This window comes from Ruminococcus albus 7 = DSM 20455 (genome assembly GCF_000179635.2).
In the GTDB taxonomy this organism is placed as follows: domain Bacteria; phylum Bacillota; class Clostridia; order Oscillospirales; family Ruminococcaceae; genus Hominimerdicola; species Hominimerdicola alba.
In genome coordinates, this window is record NC_014833.1 from 3,235,037 (window position 1) to 3,250,449 (window position 15,413).

Sequence of the window (15,413 nt, forward strand, 5' to 3'; positions counted from 1 at the left end):
ATGGACTTCCTTTTTGAAAGCGATATATATTCGCTGAGAACGCCCTGCTATCTGGTAAGCGAAAAGGCGCTCAAACATAATATGGAGATACTGCTGTCCGTCCGCAAAAGGACGGGCTGCAAGATACTTCTTGCCCAGAAGGCTTTTTCAATGTACGCCGCTTACCCCATGATGCGCCCCTATATCGACGGCACCACTGCCAGCGGTCTGTATGAGGCCAGACTCGGGCATGAGGAATTCGGCGGAGAGACCCACGTATTCAGCCCCGCATACAAAAAAGAGGATATGGCTGAACTGGTGAAGATATGCGATGATATCATCTTCAACAGCTTTTCCCAGTGGAAACTTCACCGCGGCAATGTTAAGAACTGCGGACGGAAAGTATCCTGCGGCATAAGGTGCAATCCTCTGTATTCGGAGATAGATACCGATATCTACAACCCATGCTTTACAGGTTCAAGACTGGGTGTTACCCCCGAGAATTTCGAGAGCGGCGAACTTGACGGCATCGAGGGACTTCACTTCCATACAATGTGCGAACAGGGCGCCGATGTTCTTGCAAGAACTATTCCCCACATCGAGAAACATTTCGGCAGCTACATAAAGCAGATGAAATGGGTGAACCTCGGCGGCGGACATCACATAACAAAAGCAGGCTATGATGTTGACCTGCTTTGCAGAACGGTGGATAGTATACAGCAGAAGTACGGAGTTCAGGTATACCTTGAACCGGGAGAAGCCTGTGCGCTGAATGCAGGCTGGCTTGTGACGGAAGTTCTGGACATCGGCAAAAACGGCATTGAATTTGCCATAGTTGACACCTCAGCGGCTTGCCATATGCCCGATGTACTGGAAATGCCCTATCGTCCCGAGATAATAGGCGCAGGAAAAGAGGGCGAGAAGAAGTTCTGCTACCGTCTTGGCGGTCCTACCTGTCTGGCAGGAGATATCATTGGCGACTATGCCTTTGACGAGCCCCTGAAAGCAGGTGACAGGCTGGTATTCTGCGACATGGCGATATACTCCATGTGCAAGAACAACACCTTTAATGGTATGCCACTGCCCGAGATATACCTTGAAAAGCTTGACGGCTCTGTTGAGAGTGTGAAGCGTTTCGGGTATGAGGATTTCAAGTGCAGGATATAAACATGAATGGTCGGGATAAGGGCAGTGTCCATATAGAAGCTTATATTATTTATCGGGGGTAACTTTTCTGAAGAAAAGTTATCCCCCGAACCCCCTTCAAAAGACTTTTAAATCTTTTGGGCAGGGGGTAGTTTTTTTATAAAGACAGAAAAAGACAGGGGGTAGCTATGTTTGCAAACATAGCTACCCCCTGCCCAAAAGAAATAGAAGTTTTCGGAAAGGGGTCAGCATCAGCGAAGCTGACGCTTAGGAATAACCCTTTTTCAAAAGGGTTTTCCCCAATAGATAACATAAAACTTCCGTATGAGTACTGCCCTTACGTCCCGGCCATTTTTTATCCGATACCATGCGCTTGACAACGAAGGCATGGTGTGGTAAAATATGAGCATATCAATAATTTATTACAGAAAGACTAACTATCAAAAGTCAACCCCTAAAAATGAAGATTAACAAAAATTTCAAACAACAGGCTGATATGGCGAATGAGACTTTTCAAGAGCAAAAATGAGTCTGACGAGTTTCTTGACAGCGTGAGATAATGCAACATTGTAATGCTTGCCCTCGGCTCGCTTCTTGGCGAGATAATCTTTGAATGTCTTGTCCCAGGTGCAGACGAATTTGGCAGCGTTGTAGAGAGCATAGCGAAGATACTTTGAGCCGCGCTTTTCCATCTTGGCATAACAATTCGTCAGCTGTCCCGATTGGTATGTAGAGGGCGACATTCCCGCAAATGCAAGTACTTTGTCGGGTGTTGCGAAGTTTGAAAAGTCACCGACCTCTGCGAGGATCATAGCGACAGTTGAATAGCTGAGACCGGGAACGGTCAGAAGTGTAGTGTCGGTTGCATCGACCAGCTTCTTTATCTCGGTTTCTATCTCATCTATCTGCTCGGTCAGGTCAGCAATGAGCTTTATGGTGTGCCTGAGTTCCAGCGACTTTGCAGGCATTACAGAGCCGACAGAGCGTCTTGCGGCACCTCTGATCTGAATAGCTTTGTCCTTGCCGTAGTGACCTTTGGAAGTCTCTGAAAGCAGATTGGCAAGCCTTGTAAGGTGAGCATTTGCGATATGCTGCGCTGAAGGAAACTCGCTCAAAAGAGTATAGACAGACTTCATGTGCAGCGAAGGCACGAGCGCTTCAAGTTCGGGAAAGAGAATAGTCACAAGCCTTGATACGGAGGTCTTGAGCTTTGCACGCTCGGAAACCTTGTCAAATCTGTATCTGGTCATTGACTTTAGCTCTTCGCTCTGATATAATGTATTTGTGTAGGGCTTTAGGTCTACGCAAGACATTAGCATAGAAGCAATCACGCGCGCATCTGCCTTGTCTGTCTTCGTTTTACGAAGTGTAAGGCTTTTTCGGTAAAGATTAGTGTGCAAAGGGTTCAGAACGTAGGTTGGCAGGCCGTTGTTCAACAGAAATCCCAACAGATTGTAGCTGTAATGTCCCGTAGCCTCGAGTCCTACTTTTATTATGTCAAAATTTTCGGTAACGGACTTGATGTTATCAAGCAGGATATTAAAGCCGTCAAGAGTGTTTGGGATAGTGAACACATCAAAGAGTACTGTACCTTCAGAATCAACAATAAAGCAGTCATGCTTGTCCTTTGCCACATCAATACCAACAACGATCATAATGATATCTCCAAAAATTATTGATGCTGTTTAGATCCACAGAGACTCTACGCTAATGTAACCTCGTTCTAAATAAACCGTCGGGCGGTATCTAACTGATCAACAAATTGCATAGAGACTGCGGTCGGAGCCTTTCGTAAACCGTCATACGGTAGGAAGATCAAACCAATCCACAGCATCTAAACAATATTATACCATAGTTCTTGGAGAGGAACTCTAAAAACTACTACTTTTATTATACGAGGAAGATATATTATGACCGAACTCAATTACACCATGCTGTGTGACTTCTACGAACTTACAATGGGCAACGGGTACCTCATGAGCGGTATGGACAGCAAGATCGCTTATTTTGACCTATTTTTCAGAAGAGTACCCGACAACGGAGGATTTGCCGTAGCTTGCGGACTTGAACAGATAATCGACTATATCGAAGATCTGCACTTCTCAGAAGATGACATCAGCTTTCTGCGCAGTAAAGGAGTCTTCAGCGAAGAGTTTTTAAAGTATCTGGCGGATTTCAGATTCACAGGAGATGTATGGGCGGTTCCCGAAGGCACTGTTATATTCCCGAATGAACCCATCATAACGGTACGCGCCCCTGCAATACAGGCTCAGCTTATTGAAACCTATCTCCTGCTGTGCGTAAATCATCAGTCCCTCATAGCCACCAAGGCGAACCGTATCGCGCGTGCAGCACAGGGCAGGGCTGTAAGTGAATTCGGTTCAAGACGTGCCCACGGTGCAGATGCGGCTATCCTCGGTGCCAGGGCGGCAGGCATCGGCGGCGTGAAGAATACCGCCTGCACCATCACCGACCAGCTTTACGGCTTTCCTGCAACCGGCACTATGGCGCATTCCTGGGTACAGATGTTTGACAGCGAGTACGATGCATTCGCGGCATACTGCAAATGCTATCCCGACAGCACAGTGCTTCTCATTGATACCTTCAACGTGCTGAAAAGCGGTATACCCAACGCTGTCAAAGCATTTGATGATGTACTGAAACCCCTGGGCAAACGTCCTGTCGGAGTAAGGATAGACTCGGGCGACATCACCTATCTTTCAAAAAAAGCAAGAAAAATGCTGGACGATGCAGGCTATCCCGATTGTAAGATAATCGCATCGAATTCCCTTGATGAATACATTATCCGCAATATGATATTCCAGGGTGCAGCCATAGACGGCTTCGGCGTGGGCGAAAGACTTATCACCGCACGAAGCGAACCTGTTTTCGGCGGAGTATACAAGCTTGTAGCCGTTGAGGATGAAAGCGGCAATATCACCCCGAAGATCAAGATAAGCGAGAACGTTGTGAAGATCACGAATCCTCACTTCAAAAAAGTTTACCGCATCTACGACAGGGAGAATCACAAGGCGATTGCCGATCTGCTTTGCGTGCATGATGAAAAGATCAATGTAAACGAACCCCTGACCCTGTTTGATCCTAATTTCACCTGGAAGAAAAAGACAGTTACCGACTATGAAGCAAGGGAACTGCTGGTACCCATATTCGCAGGCGGAAAGCTTGTCTATAAAAAGCCTGCATATGCAGATATCGTTTCGTATGCGGCGGCAGAAACCGGTACTCTCTGGGATGAAGTCACACGTTTTGAGAATCCGCACAACTATTATGTTGATCTTTCAAAGAAGCTCTGGGACATCAAGAATGATCTCCTGAATTCGGGAAGACAGTAAACACACAGCCCTTTCTGCATTTGATATGCGGAAAGGGCTGTTAATATTCGGTGTTTTGGGCAAAAAATTAATGCCCACTATTTCGGCGTAAAATGGACATTAATTTTCTTATAGAATTATGAAAGGGATTTGATGATTGACAAAACCTGCAAAGTATTTGTAAGCTCTGCCAAGCACCAAGTATTCAGAGAAACGGTAAAACCTAATGTACAGTGAAGCTGCGACTTGGGGGATCGCGCGAGGGAAAACATCTAAATTCATAGAGTTGGGGTTCGCCGGACACTAGGCTTTACCGCTTCTCCAAATCTTATCTTGGGTATATAATACCACCCTTATGTGAACCGAACATGAACTGCAAGACATATTAAGCATCGGCATCAACTTTGTATAAATCAACAATTATAAAAGTATTTTATTTCATTGCATTGTGCATATAGTTGAATTTCATGCCATTCAGGACTGAAATATCCATAAATTCACCGTCAAATCTGATAGTTATGTGAAATCAGAATGTTCATCTAATGTGAACTCATCCAGTTTTTATTTGTAAATATTTTATGAACGTCCAAAAAAGTATTTGCATATCTTGTTGAACTGGAGTATAATTTATTATGGAATGTAATAACTTGTGCGTTTCAAGGAAAATATGTATATAGGGATACTTAATAAGAAAGGACAGTGATAAAAAATGTTCCAGATACTTGTTGTTGAGGACGATGCAAGCCTTCGCCGCCTGATGAGTGCTGCACTGAAGCAGAACGGATACCAGCCATTCACCGCCAGCGACGGCATTGAAGCCCTTGATATGCTGGAAAAGACCAATATAGATCTGATCATATCGGATATAATGATGCCCAATATGGACGGTTATGAGCTTACACGTCAGCTCAGGAATGCTAATTTTCAGATGCCTATTATAATGGTAACTGCAAAAGAAAGCTTCGAGGATAAAAAGATCGGGTTCGATGCGGGCACTGATGATTATATGGTCAAGCCCATTGATATCAATGAGATGATACTGCGTGTCGGTGCACTCCTGAAAAGATCGAAGCTCGCAAGCGAGCACACCATGACCGTCGGCAACTGTGTACTTGACTACGATGCACAGACGGTAGCCTTTGACGGTCAGCAGGGTGAAACTATACCACAGATGGAGTTTAAGCTGCTTTTCAAGCTGCTGTCATACCCAAACAAGATATTCACCCGCAGGCAGCTGCTGGACGAGCTTTGGGGCATGGATAAGGACGTTGACGAAAGAACGGTAGATGTTCACATCAAACGTCTGCGTGAACGCTACGGCAGTGCTGAAGCGTTCTCCATAGTAACAGTCAGAGGACTGGGATATAAGGCGGTAAAACAGTGAAAAAAGCAACAAAGAATACCCCGCCCCTTTCGTTAAAGCCTGTCAGACATCCGCCCAAGCAGCGCATGACCATGCAGTTCAAGCTGGCTATGATGTTCTTTATAGTAATGTTCATATCCGCCAGCATCTCCGTGAGTGTACTGCTGCTGATATTCAGCCCTGTGATGAAAGAGAACGCTGTCACTCAGATGTCTGCCTTTGCAGCATCCGCCAAGGAACTGCAGAATGATAAGAATTATGATTTTGAGCGGATAGTTTTTCTGCTGAACAATTCTTCTTATGATATCACTGTCCTTAAAGACGATGACAAGGAATTGCTGGCTAACAAGGAAGAGATCGACTCTACGGGATACTATATAAACACTGAGGGCATAATACCCAGTGCAATCATGATAACCAAGATAAAAGACAGATACGTCCGCGTGAATACTTTCAACAGCGAAAATATTTTCTGGATAGTCAATCTCGTGACTATCGTGGCGTTCATGTCCAGTATAATGCTCGGTACGATAATCACTACTTTCGTGGGCCGTACCATGCTGCAGCCCATACATGATCTGAGTATGGCGACCTCAGAAGTCGCAAGGGGCAACTTCTCTGTAAGGGTCCGTGAGAACGGTTCGGATGAGTACGGTACTCTCCAGCGCAACTTCAACAAAATGGCACAGGAACTTTCGGGTATCGAGACCCTTCGCGGTGACTTCATATCCAACGTATCCCACGAATTCAAAACTCCCCTTGCTTCCATACAGGGCTTTGCAAAGCTTTTGCAGAACCCCACTCTCAGCATGGAGGAAAGAGACGAGTATACACAGATAATCATTGATGAAACTTCCAGACTTTCAAAGCTTTCATCGAACATACTCAATCTTACAAAGCTGGAAAACCAGACAACTATCGGCAAGAAGAAGCGTTTCCACATAGATGAGCAGATACGAAAGATCATACTTATGCTTGAACCCGAATGGTCAAAAAAGGATATTGATATGGATATCGACCTTGAAGATATCATATACGTCGGCAACGAAGACCTTATGGGGCAGATATGGCAGAACATTATAAACAACGCAATAAAGTTCACACCGCAGGAAGGACAGATCAAAGTAACACTGTTCCGCGGAGAGATGGGTGTAGTTACCAAAATATGGGATAACGGTCCACAGATACCCGCAGATAAAAAAGACAAGATCTTTGAGAAATTCTATCAGGGTGACCGTTCAAGCGCCACCGAGGGCAACGGACTTGGTCTTGCGCTGGTAAAGAGGATCGTCGATCTTGCTGACGGAAAGATATCCGTTGACAACCCCTTTGAAGGCGGTGTGGTATTCACTGTGGAACTTCCCTATCAGATAGAGGATATGATGTAAATGGAGCGAAGGATCAAGCCTGGTAAAATTATATTTCTCACTCTGCTGACTATTGTCGTCGGTGTGCTTGCCTACAGATTCATAGAGGGCAGAGGAGTCCGAAGAGGTATAAAAGGTCTCAGCGAACCTGTTCAGACAGAAGCCGAGGGTTCAGCCAAGAAGTTCGTCAACGGCTACGAAGCTGATATCACCTTCAAGGCAGAGTATGAGATCGAAGCGCTGGTAGTGCATACGAAACGCTACGATTCCAATGTCAGCGGAGCTCTGGCACCTGTTGACCTTGCACTCGCATGGGGCAAAACAGCTGAGTATAACGACAGGATAAACTTCCACTGGTCACAGTCGGGCAGGTGGTACTCATGGCACGTGAATGATCTCGATGAGCTTATACCCGTGGGCGATGTGGAAAATGTTGAGAAAAGTTCATCCAACAACCATATCATTCCGGCCGATAACAATGTAAAAAATACTGTTCTTAAAATACGCCGCGGCGACAGGGTAAAGCTGAAAGGCTACCTTGTGGATGTCGATGCATCCGACAGCAGCGGAAATACCTTCACCTGGAACAGCAGCACCACCCGTACAGATACCGGCGACGGTTCTTGCGAGCTGATATATGTTACCGAGGCACAAATAGTTAAATGACCTTAAAGCTGATGCTATAAGCAAAGGACATAAATATTCTCACGCAGATATTCGTCCTTTACTGTAAATGCATCAGCTTTTTTCCGAAATATCAGGTTAGTAATGACTAACGTCTTGAAAAATATGCAGAATCATGTTATAATACCTCTAATAGTATTTCTATCTGAAAGGAAGTTTGGAAATGAATATCGGAGATAAACTGTTATTCCTCAGGAACCGCGTGGGCTGCTCGCAGGAGACCCTCGCAGATGCCCTTGATGTCAGCAGGCAGACAGTATCAAAATGGGAGCTTGGACAATCACTGCCCGATGCTGAAAAGATAGTTGCAATAAGCAACTACTTCAACGTCACTACGGATTTTCTGCTTCGCGATACTTCTCCCGTCAAGATCGAAAAAAATCTTGACCGCATAGTGATCGAGTTTGCAAACTCAGCTGCCGACCTCGACCAGATATCACGTGCGCTGGTAGATATCGCACGCGACGGTATCATCGACGAGGAAGAACGTCTGAGGCTTTTTGAAATGGTAAAGACTGTTGATAACATAATCCCCGCCATCAGCGAGATCAAAACTCTGCTGAATATGTAATGATATTATAACGTTCTATCGGACACTTCTGCTGTTTTGCAGAGGTGTCTTTTTTTGCTTTACAGCCTTTTAATGGGATAAAAAAATCAGCGGCGGTATTCTTCTCCCTCCGCACGCATAAATAAATGTACCGCTTCATGCAGTCGCATCAAGTGGTATGCTAACGGGATAGCCATGTTATAAAATGATGTAAGATATCCATATCATCTGAATGTACAAAATGCCGAATCGTAAATTGCAGAACAAATGTTCTTGACATATACGAACATTTGTGCTATAATGTATTCACAGCCCTGACAAGAATAAAATATATGCATCCGTCGATATGCCCGCGCCGAATCGCCCCGTCGGTTAAATGCATATCATACAGATGCGTGATCGCAGGAGGGAGAAAATGAACAGAAATACCAACAAAAAGGATGTCCTTGATTCACTGGACATATACACCTATATTGCCGAGCTTATAAACATACCCCTTGGTGATGCTACCAGGATGAACGGTCATACCCATAATGACAGTATAGCAAGCACACGCTCCAAAGAGTTCTCGCTTTACCGTTCACTGTGCAGGAATGAAGCCTGTGTAAGGCAGCATCTTATGGATCTGCTGGTGCGCACCGCCAGGGCAGAAAAGAAAAACGCTCCGTATCTGCCCCTTTTGCGTGCCGAGATACGCGATGATACCGTAAGGCTCGCTGACCTCACCATGCGCCGCAAAAGGCTGGAGGACAGACGTGACAGCCTAAAAGGCATAGCGAAGCTGGCTGTACAGTACCGCTATTTTGAAGACCTTGACCGCCGCATACCCAAATGGAGCGAAACTGCCGCAGTGCTTGGTATAGCCCTGAGCGGTGAAGAGCTCCGCAAATACGTATGCAGTCAGTTCCGCGATATGAAATGATGTATACGCAAAAACAGGCGGCACGCAATACTCTGTGCGTGCCGCCCTTATATCTGTCATATTCCGTTATATTACTGCATATCTGTATTGCGGTTTTTAAGCAGCTTCTGCCTTTTGCGCTCATGCATATCCATGTATACCTTCTCGGCAAAGTCAACTATCTTCTTCATTATGGGTCTGAATGTATAGAAGTACTCACCCGCATAGGTAACAACTTCACCGTTAAAGCCCTTCTTGAACTTGTATACACCGTAGTTGGGGTTGGTTTCGTCCTTGTAGAAAGGTATGCCCATGAAGTCGTAGATATCGCAGTTGCCCTCAAGCGCCCAGTTTATCATAGTCCACTGCATCAGATAGTTGGGGTAGAGGTTTCTGTGGTGGTTTGCGGATGCACCGTATACATAACAGGTCTTGCCGGCATACTGTGTAGTAACCGCACCCGAAAGAGGTATCTTCTTACCGTCCTCATCTACATAGCACATAAACAGGTGGCAGTGGTCTTTTCCAAGACCCTCTATGAACTTTACAAAGTAATCCTTGCCTCTTATGGAGAAGCCGTCGCGGATACCCGTAGCTTCCATCATAGGGTAGAAATCATCCAGCGCCTCAGTGCCGCATATCTCGCAGTAAACACCCTTTTTAGGACCTTTTCTGATACGGTTTCTCCAGTCGGGCTTGAACGACTGCATTACCTCATCGGCGGTCTTGCCCTTTATATCGCGGAGCATATAGTTGTTTCTCGCCTGTATGGTAGTCAGCTCGGGAGCATCGTCGATATGAGAGAATCCCATATCCGTTATCAGCTTTGAACGATCCCTCTCCTTTTCCTCAAAGGGCGGATCCCACATGAACTGATATGCGCGGTACTTCTTCGCCAGTACCTTTATGCCCTCAAACAGATCGGTCATTACTTCCTTATCGCTCCAGTCGCAGACAGGACCGTGTGGCGCATACAGGAATGTTGTGGGGAAGATCGGTATATTCTTTATTATAACAAGACAAGTACCTCTTATCTTACCGTCAGCGCCTCGTGATATTACTGCATCCCAGCCCCAGTTATCCTTGACCTTGGGCCATCTCAGCGACTGCATGAAGTTTCCGTACTCGCTGTTCTTCGCAAAATTTTCGTACTCTTTAAGCAGTTCTTTGTTTTTCTTATCTATTATTTCCATCTTTTACCTCTCCAAAGCAAAAAATCCTATAATGTGACATATCCTAACCTATCTATTATACAATAACGTGTCACAAAATTCAATAGTATTTATAGACAAAACCTAACATCGGGTAAAGTATCATTACTATCTATTATGGGCATTTTCGCCATTTTTATCCACAGGCGGCACAAGACCGTAGCTCTCATAGAAGCTGTCGATATCTTCACTTGTACGAACCAGTTCTTTGTATCTGAGCTCACCTGTTTTTCTGTCAAAAAAGCCAATGGTCTTTTCACCGGTACAGGTGGAGGTCTGCACCTTTATCTCCAGACCCTCACAGTCCTCGGGGACTTTCTTAGTGACCTTCTTTTTAAAGATACCCATACCTTCCTCCTAAAAGCACAGTCCGCACAGCATATCACGTACATCGTCATACTGCTGTATATCCTCAAATATCATATCCGTATTGTCCGCATCGTACTCAACTTCCTTTGAGAAGTCCTTGACCAGTTCTATGCGGCTTTCTTTATCGGGCAAAGCACCGTTTTCAGCGTACTCCCTGAGGAATATCCCCCTTACCGCCAGTGTCATGTACACAGCTGAATACAGCCTTTCCTCCGCAGAAAAATCCCTTGTGCACTTGATGAAGTATCTGTACAAAAAATATACCAGTATATTTTCAAGCTCATACTGAAGATCGGCATACTCCTTGTTAAAGCCCTTTTCGGCACCGAGCATTTTCTCGGCATCAGCGCGGGTCAGCGCAAACCTATCCCCGAAGCTGTTCATATACTCCATACGCTCAAATACCGAGAACAGCCGCATCAGCAGTGCAGGCTTATCCTCTGCTTGCGTGAGTGCTTCGTTTTCCGCCTGTATGGCTATCTCCATTCGGAAACCGTCTATTGCCAGCATACCCGATATCTTTTTGAGCCGCTCGGCATCCTCATCAAGCAGAGCCTCATTTATATCCTCAGTGCACCAGCATATCAATGCCAGCCTTTGCAGTATGGTGAAACCTCTGTCCTGTGCGATATCTATCAGCCTGTCTCTTATATTCCTCACTGCCGTGAATATATCCATATCGAACTCAAGGTCATCGGGTGCTTCATCGGTCTGCTTCTCTGTGAACAGCACAGGACGTTCATGTGTCATGACTATCCTGCTGACCTCCTCACAGCAAAGCCCCAGCCCTGCCTCCTTGTAGTCACCGAACCATTCGTAGAACCTCGGATGCTCACGGCATATCTCCGATATATGTTCAGCGCCCATCTCCTGCTGTACACTGCACAGCCCCTCAGCCGAAAGGAACGGACATCCGCCCTCCTGCGACATATAATGTGCGCCGTCTTCCTCATAGATATTCTCACAAAGCCTTTCGCAGAGTTCTCCGCCGTGTTCGCGGTAGTATCCGAGTGTATCATCATCTATCTCGATGTCCCAGCCCATCTTGCAGCAATTGTCCCTGCAGCCGCTTCCTGTGCATACAAAATCACAGAAATAGTCAGGATACCTGAGTGTCATATCATCACGTCCTTTGTATTCTTCTTCACACCCGAAAAATCAGGTGCTCCGCTGATTGTGTTATATTTCGTTTTCAGCTAATTATAACAGATTTTCCCGAAAAAGTAAAGCCGCCGCTAAAACATGAACAGCGGGCAGCCACATTCACTGTGACCGCCCGCGCCTGTCATCATTCTTAAAGTTATGCCCTGTCGGCTATGCTGTTATTTCAGTGTGATATACGGTGTCCAGTAAGCCTGATCGTATATATCCGTGAACTTGTATGTCAGCCTTACGCTGCCGTCGCCAACATCGGTATCGCTGAGTTTCAGCGCACCATTTACGGTTATCTGCTCGCCCAGCATATAGCTGTCCTGATAGTCACCGTCATAGCTGTAGTAATCGCAGAGGAAATCTATTGTATCGCCGTCTTTGATATCTATCTCGCCCTTTGCGACTGTATCAGTCTCGCCGTCAACATAAGCGTCTGTCGCACCGATGACCTCACCCTCGGGCTTCTCGTCGGTGAATTTCAGTATCAGATCAACTCTGTCACCGTTGAGCAGCGCAGGAACATATCCTGTTATGGTGTAGTCATCACCGTTCTCAACAGTATCGGTATGATAATAAGCCACAGGCTGACCGTTTATGGATAGCCATGTCTTATCGGTATCGGCAGCGAGCTTGCCGTCCTCAAAGCTGTACATATTGTCAAGACCAAGATCAATATAGCCGTTTCCGTCATCGTAGAAAAGGTTCAGGTCAATGCTCTGCACCAGCTTCCACTGATTTTCGGGGAGCTCCATAAGATGCTTGCCGTCCTTTTCATCCCATACCAGATTATTTACATCGAAATAATTCAGTGAAAGGTACTCTGCAGTATCGCTGTCAGATATGGAATCCTCGTTCATGAAGTCGGTGTTGTTCCTGTCAAGTCCGTCAATGCTCTTTCCCGAGCCTCCGAGGAACGCGCCCAGCAGTCCGCTGATTATATCAGCACTTCCGCTTGAACCGCTGCTGCCGCTGCCGAACAGTGAACCTATAGGTGAACCGGTACCGCCCGCAGCTATCTGACCGCTTGTTTCAAGCTTTGCAAACTGACGTATGCATTTGCTGTATTCATCACCCATGCCGATAGCGCTGTAGGTACTGCAGGCTGAGTCAACAAATGAAGTCCTCTGATAAGGGAAGTATATGGACACGCCGTAAGCATTCGTCATGCTTGCAGAGGTGCGGTTGTACTTAACAGCACCTTTCAGTGCATCACACAGCGCCTTGCCCTCGGAAGTACCCACCTTGTCTGCCAGGTCTACCAGGTCAACCTGATCTATCTTTGAACTCTTTGCAAATTCACGGGTGTTGTTTCTTGCAGTTGATACGGACTTATAGTCCTTTGCGGTTATCTTTCCGCTTACGGAAGTCGCAAAAGCAGAAAGCTTTGAAGGTACGGTATTTGCAAACTCAGCAAGGTCGATAACAGAAAGTGTGGTCTGTGAACTGGGGCATTTCTTGCCGCAGGCAGCCACAAAGTCATCAACTATGTTCTTGCCGATCTCAATAGTGGGCATAGAAGTATTCTCACCCAGCTTTGTCAGCCAGTTGGTATAGTACCAGCCGATACCGGGCTCAGTCTCCTCTGATGCTATCATATAGTCTGCGTGCTGACCCAGCATCAGGGCTGTTTCCGCAGTAGCCATAAGGCAGGCATCAAAGCCTATGAAATCGAACTTCACGCCGCCGTCTTTCAGTGCCTTGTTTATGCCCGCAAGGTCCATTGAGCCTGCAGACTTGTTCTTCTCATCGTAGCCGTAACCGCTTACCGATCCGCCGCCGTGATCCCACAGGATGAGCTCGTTTCTGTTTGCAGGGAAATTCTTGCTGCAATACTTTATAAAGGATGAAAGGTTGGAAGGATCTGTCATCGGCTTTTTGCCGTCATCCTTTACCAGCGGTTTCAGACCGCCGTCCTTCACCTGATATATCTGGTTTACGTTCTCACTGACGCCCTTGGTCTTCCATGCCTTGCAGCCGCCGGTATACACAACTATGTTCACGTTGTCACCGTACTTGGATGCAGCCATTTCCGCCAGGTCAGAGGATGCCATGCCGTATTTTGATTCAAGGTCAGTGCCGCAGATGTATACCATCAGCGTTACTGTGTCCTTTCCGTCACCCTTTATGGAAGTATACTTTTCACGGGAACCTGCTGCCACCGTAGTATCAAGCTCAGTGCCGTTGTATGCTGTGAAACCCGAAGTATCCACAGCTTCAAAGCCCGAAGGCGATGAACCGTTTCCGCCGACACCGCCCGAAGTGCTTCCGCCCTTGCCGCCTGTCAGCAGATTGAATACTACTATAGCAATAACTATCAGCAGAGAACCTCCGCCGCCCAGTGCAGCACGGTTAACTCCGCCGCCCGAGGAACTTCCTCCGCCGCTGCCCGAACCGACAGGACCTCCGCCGATACCGCTGCCGCGCTTATGAACGCCACTGCCGCCCGACTGATAGTTCTTTTGTCTTGCACGGGGACGATTGTTGTTATCCATTCAAATTACCTCCCGCTGAAAATATCAATATAATATACTATTTTACACGATTTTTGCAGGATTGTCAAGAATCACGTATATCTCCGCTTTTCATCACTGATATGATCGTACATGATATCACCTCAAAGCTATATTATGCTGTCGAGAGGTTCGTCCGCAAGTATCTTTTTGCCGTTTTCCTCAGCGTATTCCGCAAAATCATCAAACTTCCTGTTGCCGGTTATGATATCGTATCCGATATTCACCGTAACATCACCTCTGCCGATGCGGTGATAATCCGAACCCAGCACATGAACATACCCATGCTCGATAAGCTTCATGCAGCGCCTCTTTGACATGAATGATGTGAGAGATTTTGCATTTATCTGTCCCAGAAGATCCAGACGCATCAGTTCCTCCAAACGTTTCATTGAAGTAAAGTTAAGATACCTTTCGATATGCGCCACATACACCTTTACATCTCCTCTTTCGGTTATGGATGCCACACCGTCGATGATCCTGTCGTCCAGATCTGTGTAGGGCATCTCCAAAAGAAGCCAGTTAGTACCGTCGATGCAAAGTTCGGGGAGCTTTTCATAATTCACAAGAGAATGATCGTAAAGCACCTCAGCACCGAAACGGATAGCAGGGTGCTCGGGTCTTAACTGCGGTGCCAGCTGTTCATAGGCTTTTGCACGCTTCTCCAGAAAAGAATCCACCGATTGTTCTGTGCAGTAAAAATGGGGCGTTGCTACTATGGTATCAATACCGCCCTTTGTCATTACATCAAGTATCTTCAATGATTCTTCCACATTTCGTGAACCGTCATCTATCCCCGGCAGAAAGTGTGAGTGAAAATCTATCAGCATAGTTCTTCTCCTGACTATC

General features: G+C 46.2%; 14 protein-coding genes. 8 read left to right on the forward strand and 6 right to left on the reverse strand.

Annotated elements, in window-relative coordinates; translation table 11 throughout:
• Together nspC and RUMAL_RS21425 are read left to right on the forward strand one after the other, a co-directional pair.
• Window positions 1–1,146 (forward strand): carboxynorspermidine decarboxylase, encoded by a 1,146-nt coding sequence (gene nspC / locus RUMAL_RS14640; RefSeq protein ID WP_013499458.1) that lies wholly within the window; start codon window positions 1–3, stop codon window positions 1,144–1,146.
• A gap of 167 nt (window positions 1,147–1,313) precedes the next feature.
• Entirely contained in the window at window positions 1,314–1,502 is a 189-nt protein-coding gene (locus RUMAL_RS21425; RefSeq protein WP_013499459.1) for a hypothetical protein, read from the forward strand.
• A 102-nt stretch (window positions 1,503–1,604) separates the two neighbouring features.
• On the opposite strand, the gene RUMAL_RS14645 is transcribed toward RUMAL_RS21425, so the two are convergent.
• Entirely contained in the window at window positions 1,605–2,780 is a 1,176-nt protein-coding gene (locus RUMAL_RS14645; protein WP_013497097.1) for an IS110 family RNA-guided transposase, read from the reverse strand.
• 255 nt (window positions 2,781–3,035) lie between these two features.
• On the opposite strand from RUMAL_RS14645, the gene RUMAL_RS14650 reads away from it, so the two are divergent.
• The 6 genes from RUMAL_RS14650 (at window position 3,036) to RUMAL_RS14675 (ending at window position 9,343) form a co-directional block, all read left to right on the forward strand.
• A complete protein-coding gene (locus tag RUMAL_RS14650) occupies window positions 3,036–4,478 on the forward strand; it encodes a nicotinate phosphoribosyltransferase (RefSeq protein ID WP_013499460.1) in 1,443 nt (480 codons plus the stop codon).
• A gap of 688 nt (window positions 4,479–5,166) precedes the next feature.
• Window positions 5,167–5,841 (forward strand): response regulator transcription factor, encoded by a 675-nt coding sequence (locus tag RUMAL_RS14655; RefSeq protein WP_013499461.1) that lies wholly within the window; start codon window positions 5,167–5,169, stop codon window positions 5,839–5,841.
• Window positions 5,838–7,208 (forward strand): HAMP domain-containing sensor histidine kinase, encoded by a 1,371-nt coding sequence (locus RUMAL_RS14660; protein WP_013499462.1) that lies wholly within the window; start codon window positions 5,838–5,840, stop codon window positions 7,206–7,208. Before RUMAL_RS14655 ends, RUMAL_RS14660 begins: the two co-directional genes overlap by 4 nt.
• Window positions 7,209–7,853: a hypothetical protein gene (locus RUMAL_RS14665; RefSeq protein ID WP_013499463.1), complete on the forward strand. Its 645-nt coding sequence runs from the start codon at window positions 7,209–7,211 to the stop codon at window positions 7,851–7,853.
• A gap of 181 nt (window positions 7,854–8,034) precedes the next feature.
• Window positions 8,035–8,442 carry a helix-turn-helix domain-containing protein gene (locus RUMAL_RS14670; RefSeq protein WP_013499464.1) on the forward strand — a complete coding sequence of 136 codons (408 nt, stop codon included), beginning with the start codon at window positions 8,035–8,037 and terminating at the stop codon, window positions 8,440–8,442.
• Window positions 8,443–8,836: 394 nt separating this feature from the next.
• Window positions 8,837–9,343, forward strand: coding sequence for a hypothetical protein (locus RUMAL_RS14675; protein WP_013499465.1), 507 nt, complete (start codon window positions 8,837–8,839; stop codon window positions 9,341–9,343).
• A gap of 71 nt (window positions 9,344–9,414) precedes the next feature.
• Here the strand turns inward: RUMAL_RS14675 and RUMAL_RS14680 are convergent, their stop codons facing one another.
• The 5 genes from RUMAL_RS14680 to RUMAL_RS14700 form a co-directional block, all read right to left on the reverse strand.
• The gene (locus tag RUMAL_RS14680; RefSeq protein ID WP_013499466.1) at window positions 9,415–10,515 is read right to left on the reverse strand and encodes a lipid II:glycine glycyltransferase FemX; all 1,101 of its coding nucleotides are present in this window, start codon (window positions 10,513–10,515) and stop codon (window positions 9,415–9,417) included.
• Between the two features lie 126 nt (window positions 10,516–10,641).
• Window positions 10,642–10,881 (reverse strand): hypothetical protein, encoded by a 240-nt coding sequence (locus tag RUMAL_RS14685; protein ID WP_013499467.1) that lies wholly within the window; start codon window positions 10,879–10,881, stop codon window positions 10,642–10,644.
• 9 nt (window positions 10,882–10,890) lie between these two features.
• Window positions 10,891–12,021 carry a flagellin lysine-N-methylase gene (fliB, locus tag RUMAL_RS14690; RefSeq protein ID WP_013499468.1) on the reverse strand — a complete coding sequence of 377 codons (1,131 nt, stop codon included), beginning with the start codon at window positions 12,019–12,021 and terminating at the stop codon, window positions 10,891–10,893.
• Between the two features lie 203 nt (window positions 12,022–12,224).
• Window positions 12,225–14,546: a clostripain-related cysteine peptidase gene (locus RUMAL_RS14695; protein WP_013499469.1), complete on the reverse strand. Its 2,322-nt coding sequence runs from the start codon at window positions 14,544–14,546 to the stop codon at window positions 12,225–12,227.
• 128 nt (window positions 14,547–14,674) lie between these two features.
• Window positions 14,675–15,394: a tyrosine-protein phosphatase gene (locus tag RUMAL_RS14700; protein WP_013499470.1), complete on the reverse strand. Its 720-nt coding sequence runs from the start codon at window positions 15,392–15,394 to the stop codon at window positions 14,675–14,677.
• Between the last annotated feature and the right edge of the window lie 19 nt (window positions 15,395–15,413).

Excerpts from the sequence above, each read along its gene's own strand:
- nspC (WP_013499458.1), top strand. The coding sequence starts at position 1 with ATGGACTTCCTTTTTGAAAGCGATATATATTCGCTGAGAACGCCCTGC.
- RUMAL_RS21425 (WP_013499459.1), top strand. The coding sequence starts at position 1,314 with ATGTTTGCAAACATAGCTACCCCCTGCCCAAAAGAAATAGAAGTTTTC.
- RUMAL_RS14645 (WP_013497097.1), bottom strand. The coding sequence starts at position 2,780 with ATGATCGTTGTTGGTATTGATGTGGCAAAGGACAAGCATGACTGCTTT.
- RUMAL_RS14650 (WP_013499460.1), top strand. The coding sequence starts at position 3,036 with ATGACCGAACTCAATTACACCATGCTGTGTGACTTCTACGAACTTACA.
- RUMAL_RS14655 (WP_013499461.1), top strand. The coding sequence starts at position 5,167 with ATGTTCCAGATACTTGTTGTTGAGGACGATGCAAGCCTTCGCCGCCTG.
- RUMAL_RS14665 (WP_013499463.1), top strand. The coding sequence starts at position 7,209 with ATGGAGCGAAGGATCAAGCCTGGTAAAATTATATTTCTCACTCTGCTG.
- RUMAL_RS14670 (WP_013499464.1), top strand. The coding sequence starts at position 8,035 with ATGAATATCGGAGATAAACTGTTATTCCTCAGGAACCGCGTGGGCTGC.
- RUMAL_RS14675 (WP_013499465.1), top strand. The coding sequence starts at position 8,837 with ATGAACAGAAATACCAACAAAAAGGATGTCCTTGATTCACTGGACATA.
- RUMAL_RS14680 (WP_013499466.1), bottom strand. The coding sequence starts at position 10,515 with ATGGAAATAATAGATAAGAAAAACAAAGAACTGCTTAAAGAGTACGAA.
- RUMAL_RS14685 (WP_013499467.1), bottom strand. The coding sequence starts at position 10,881 with ATGGGTATCTTTAAAAAGAAGGTCACTAAGAAAGTCCCCGAGGACTGT.
- fliB (WP_013499468.1), bottom strand. The coding sequence starts at position 12,021 with ATGACACTCAGGTATCCTGACTATTTCTGTGATTTTGTATGCACAGGA.
- RUMAL_RS14695 (WP_013499469.1), bottom strand. The coding sequence starts at position 14,546 with ATGGATAACAACAATCGTCCCCGTGCAAGACAAAAGAACTATCAGTCG.
- RUMAL_RS14700 (WP_013499470.1), bottom strand. The coding sequence starts at position 15,394 with ATGCTGATAGATTTTCACTCACACTTTCTGCCGGGGATAGATGACGGT.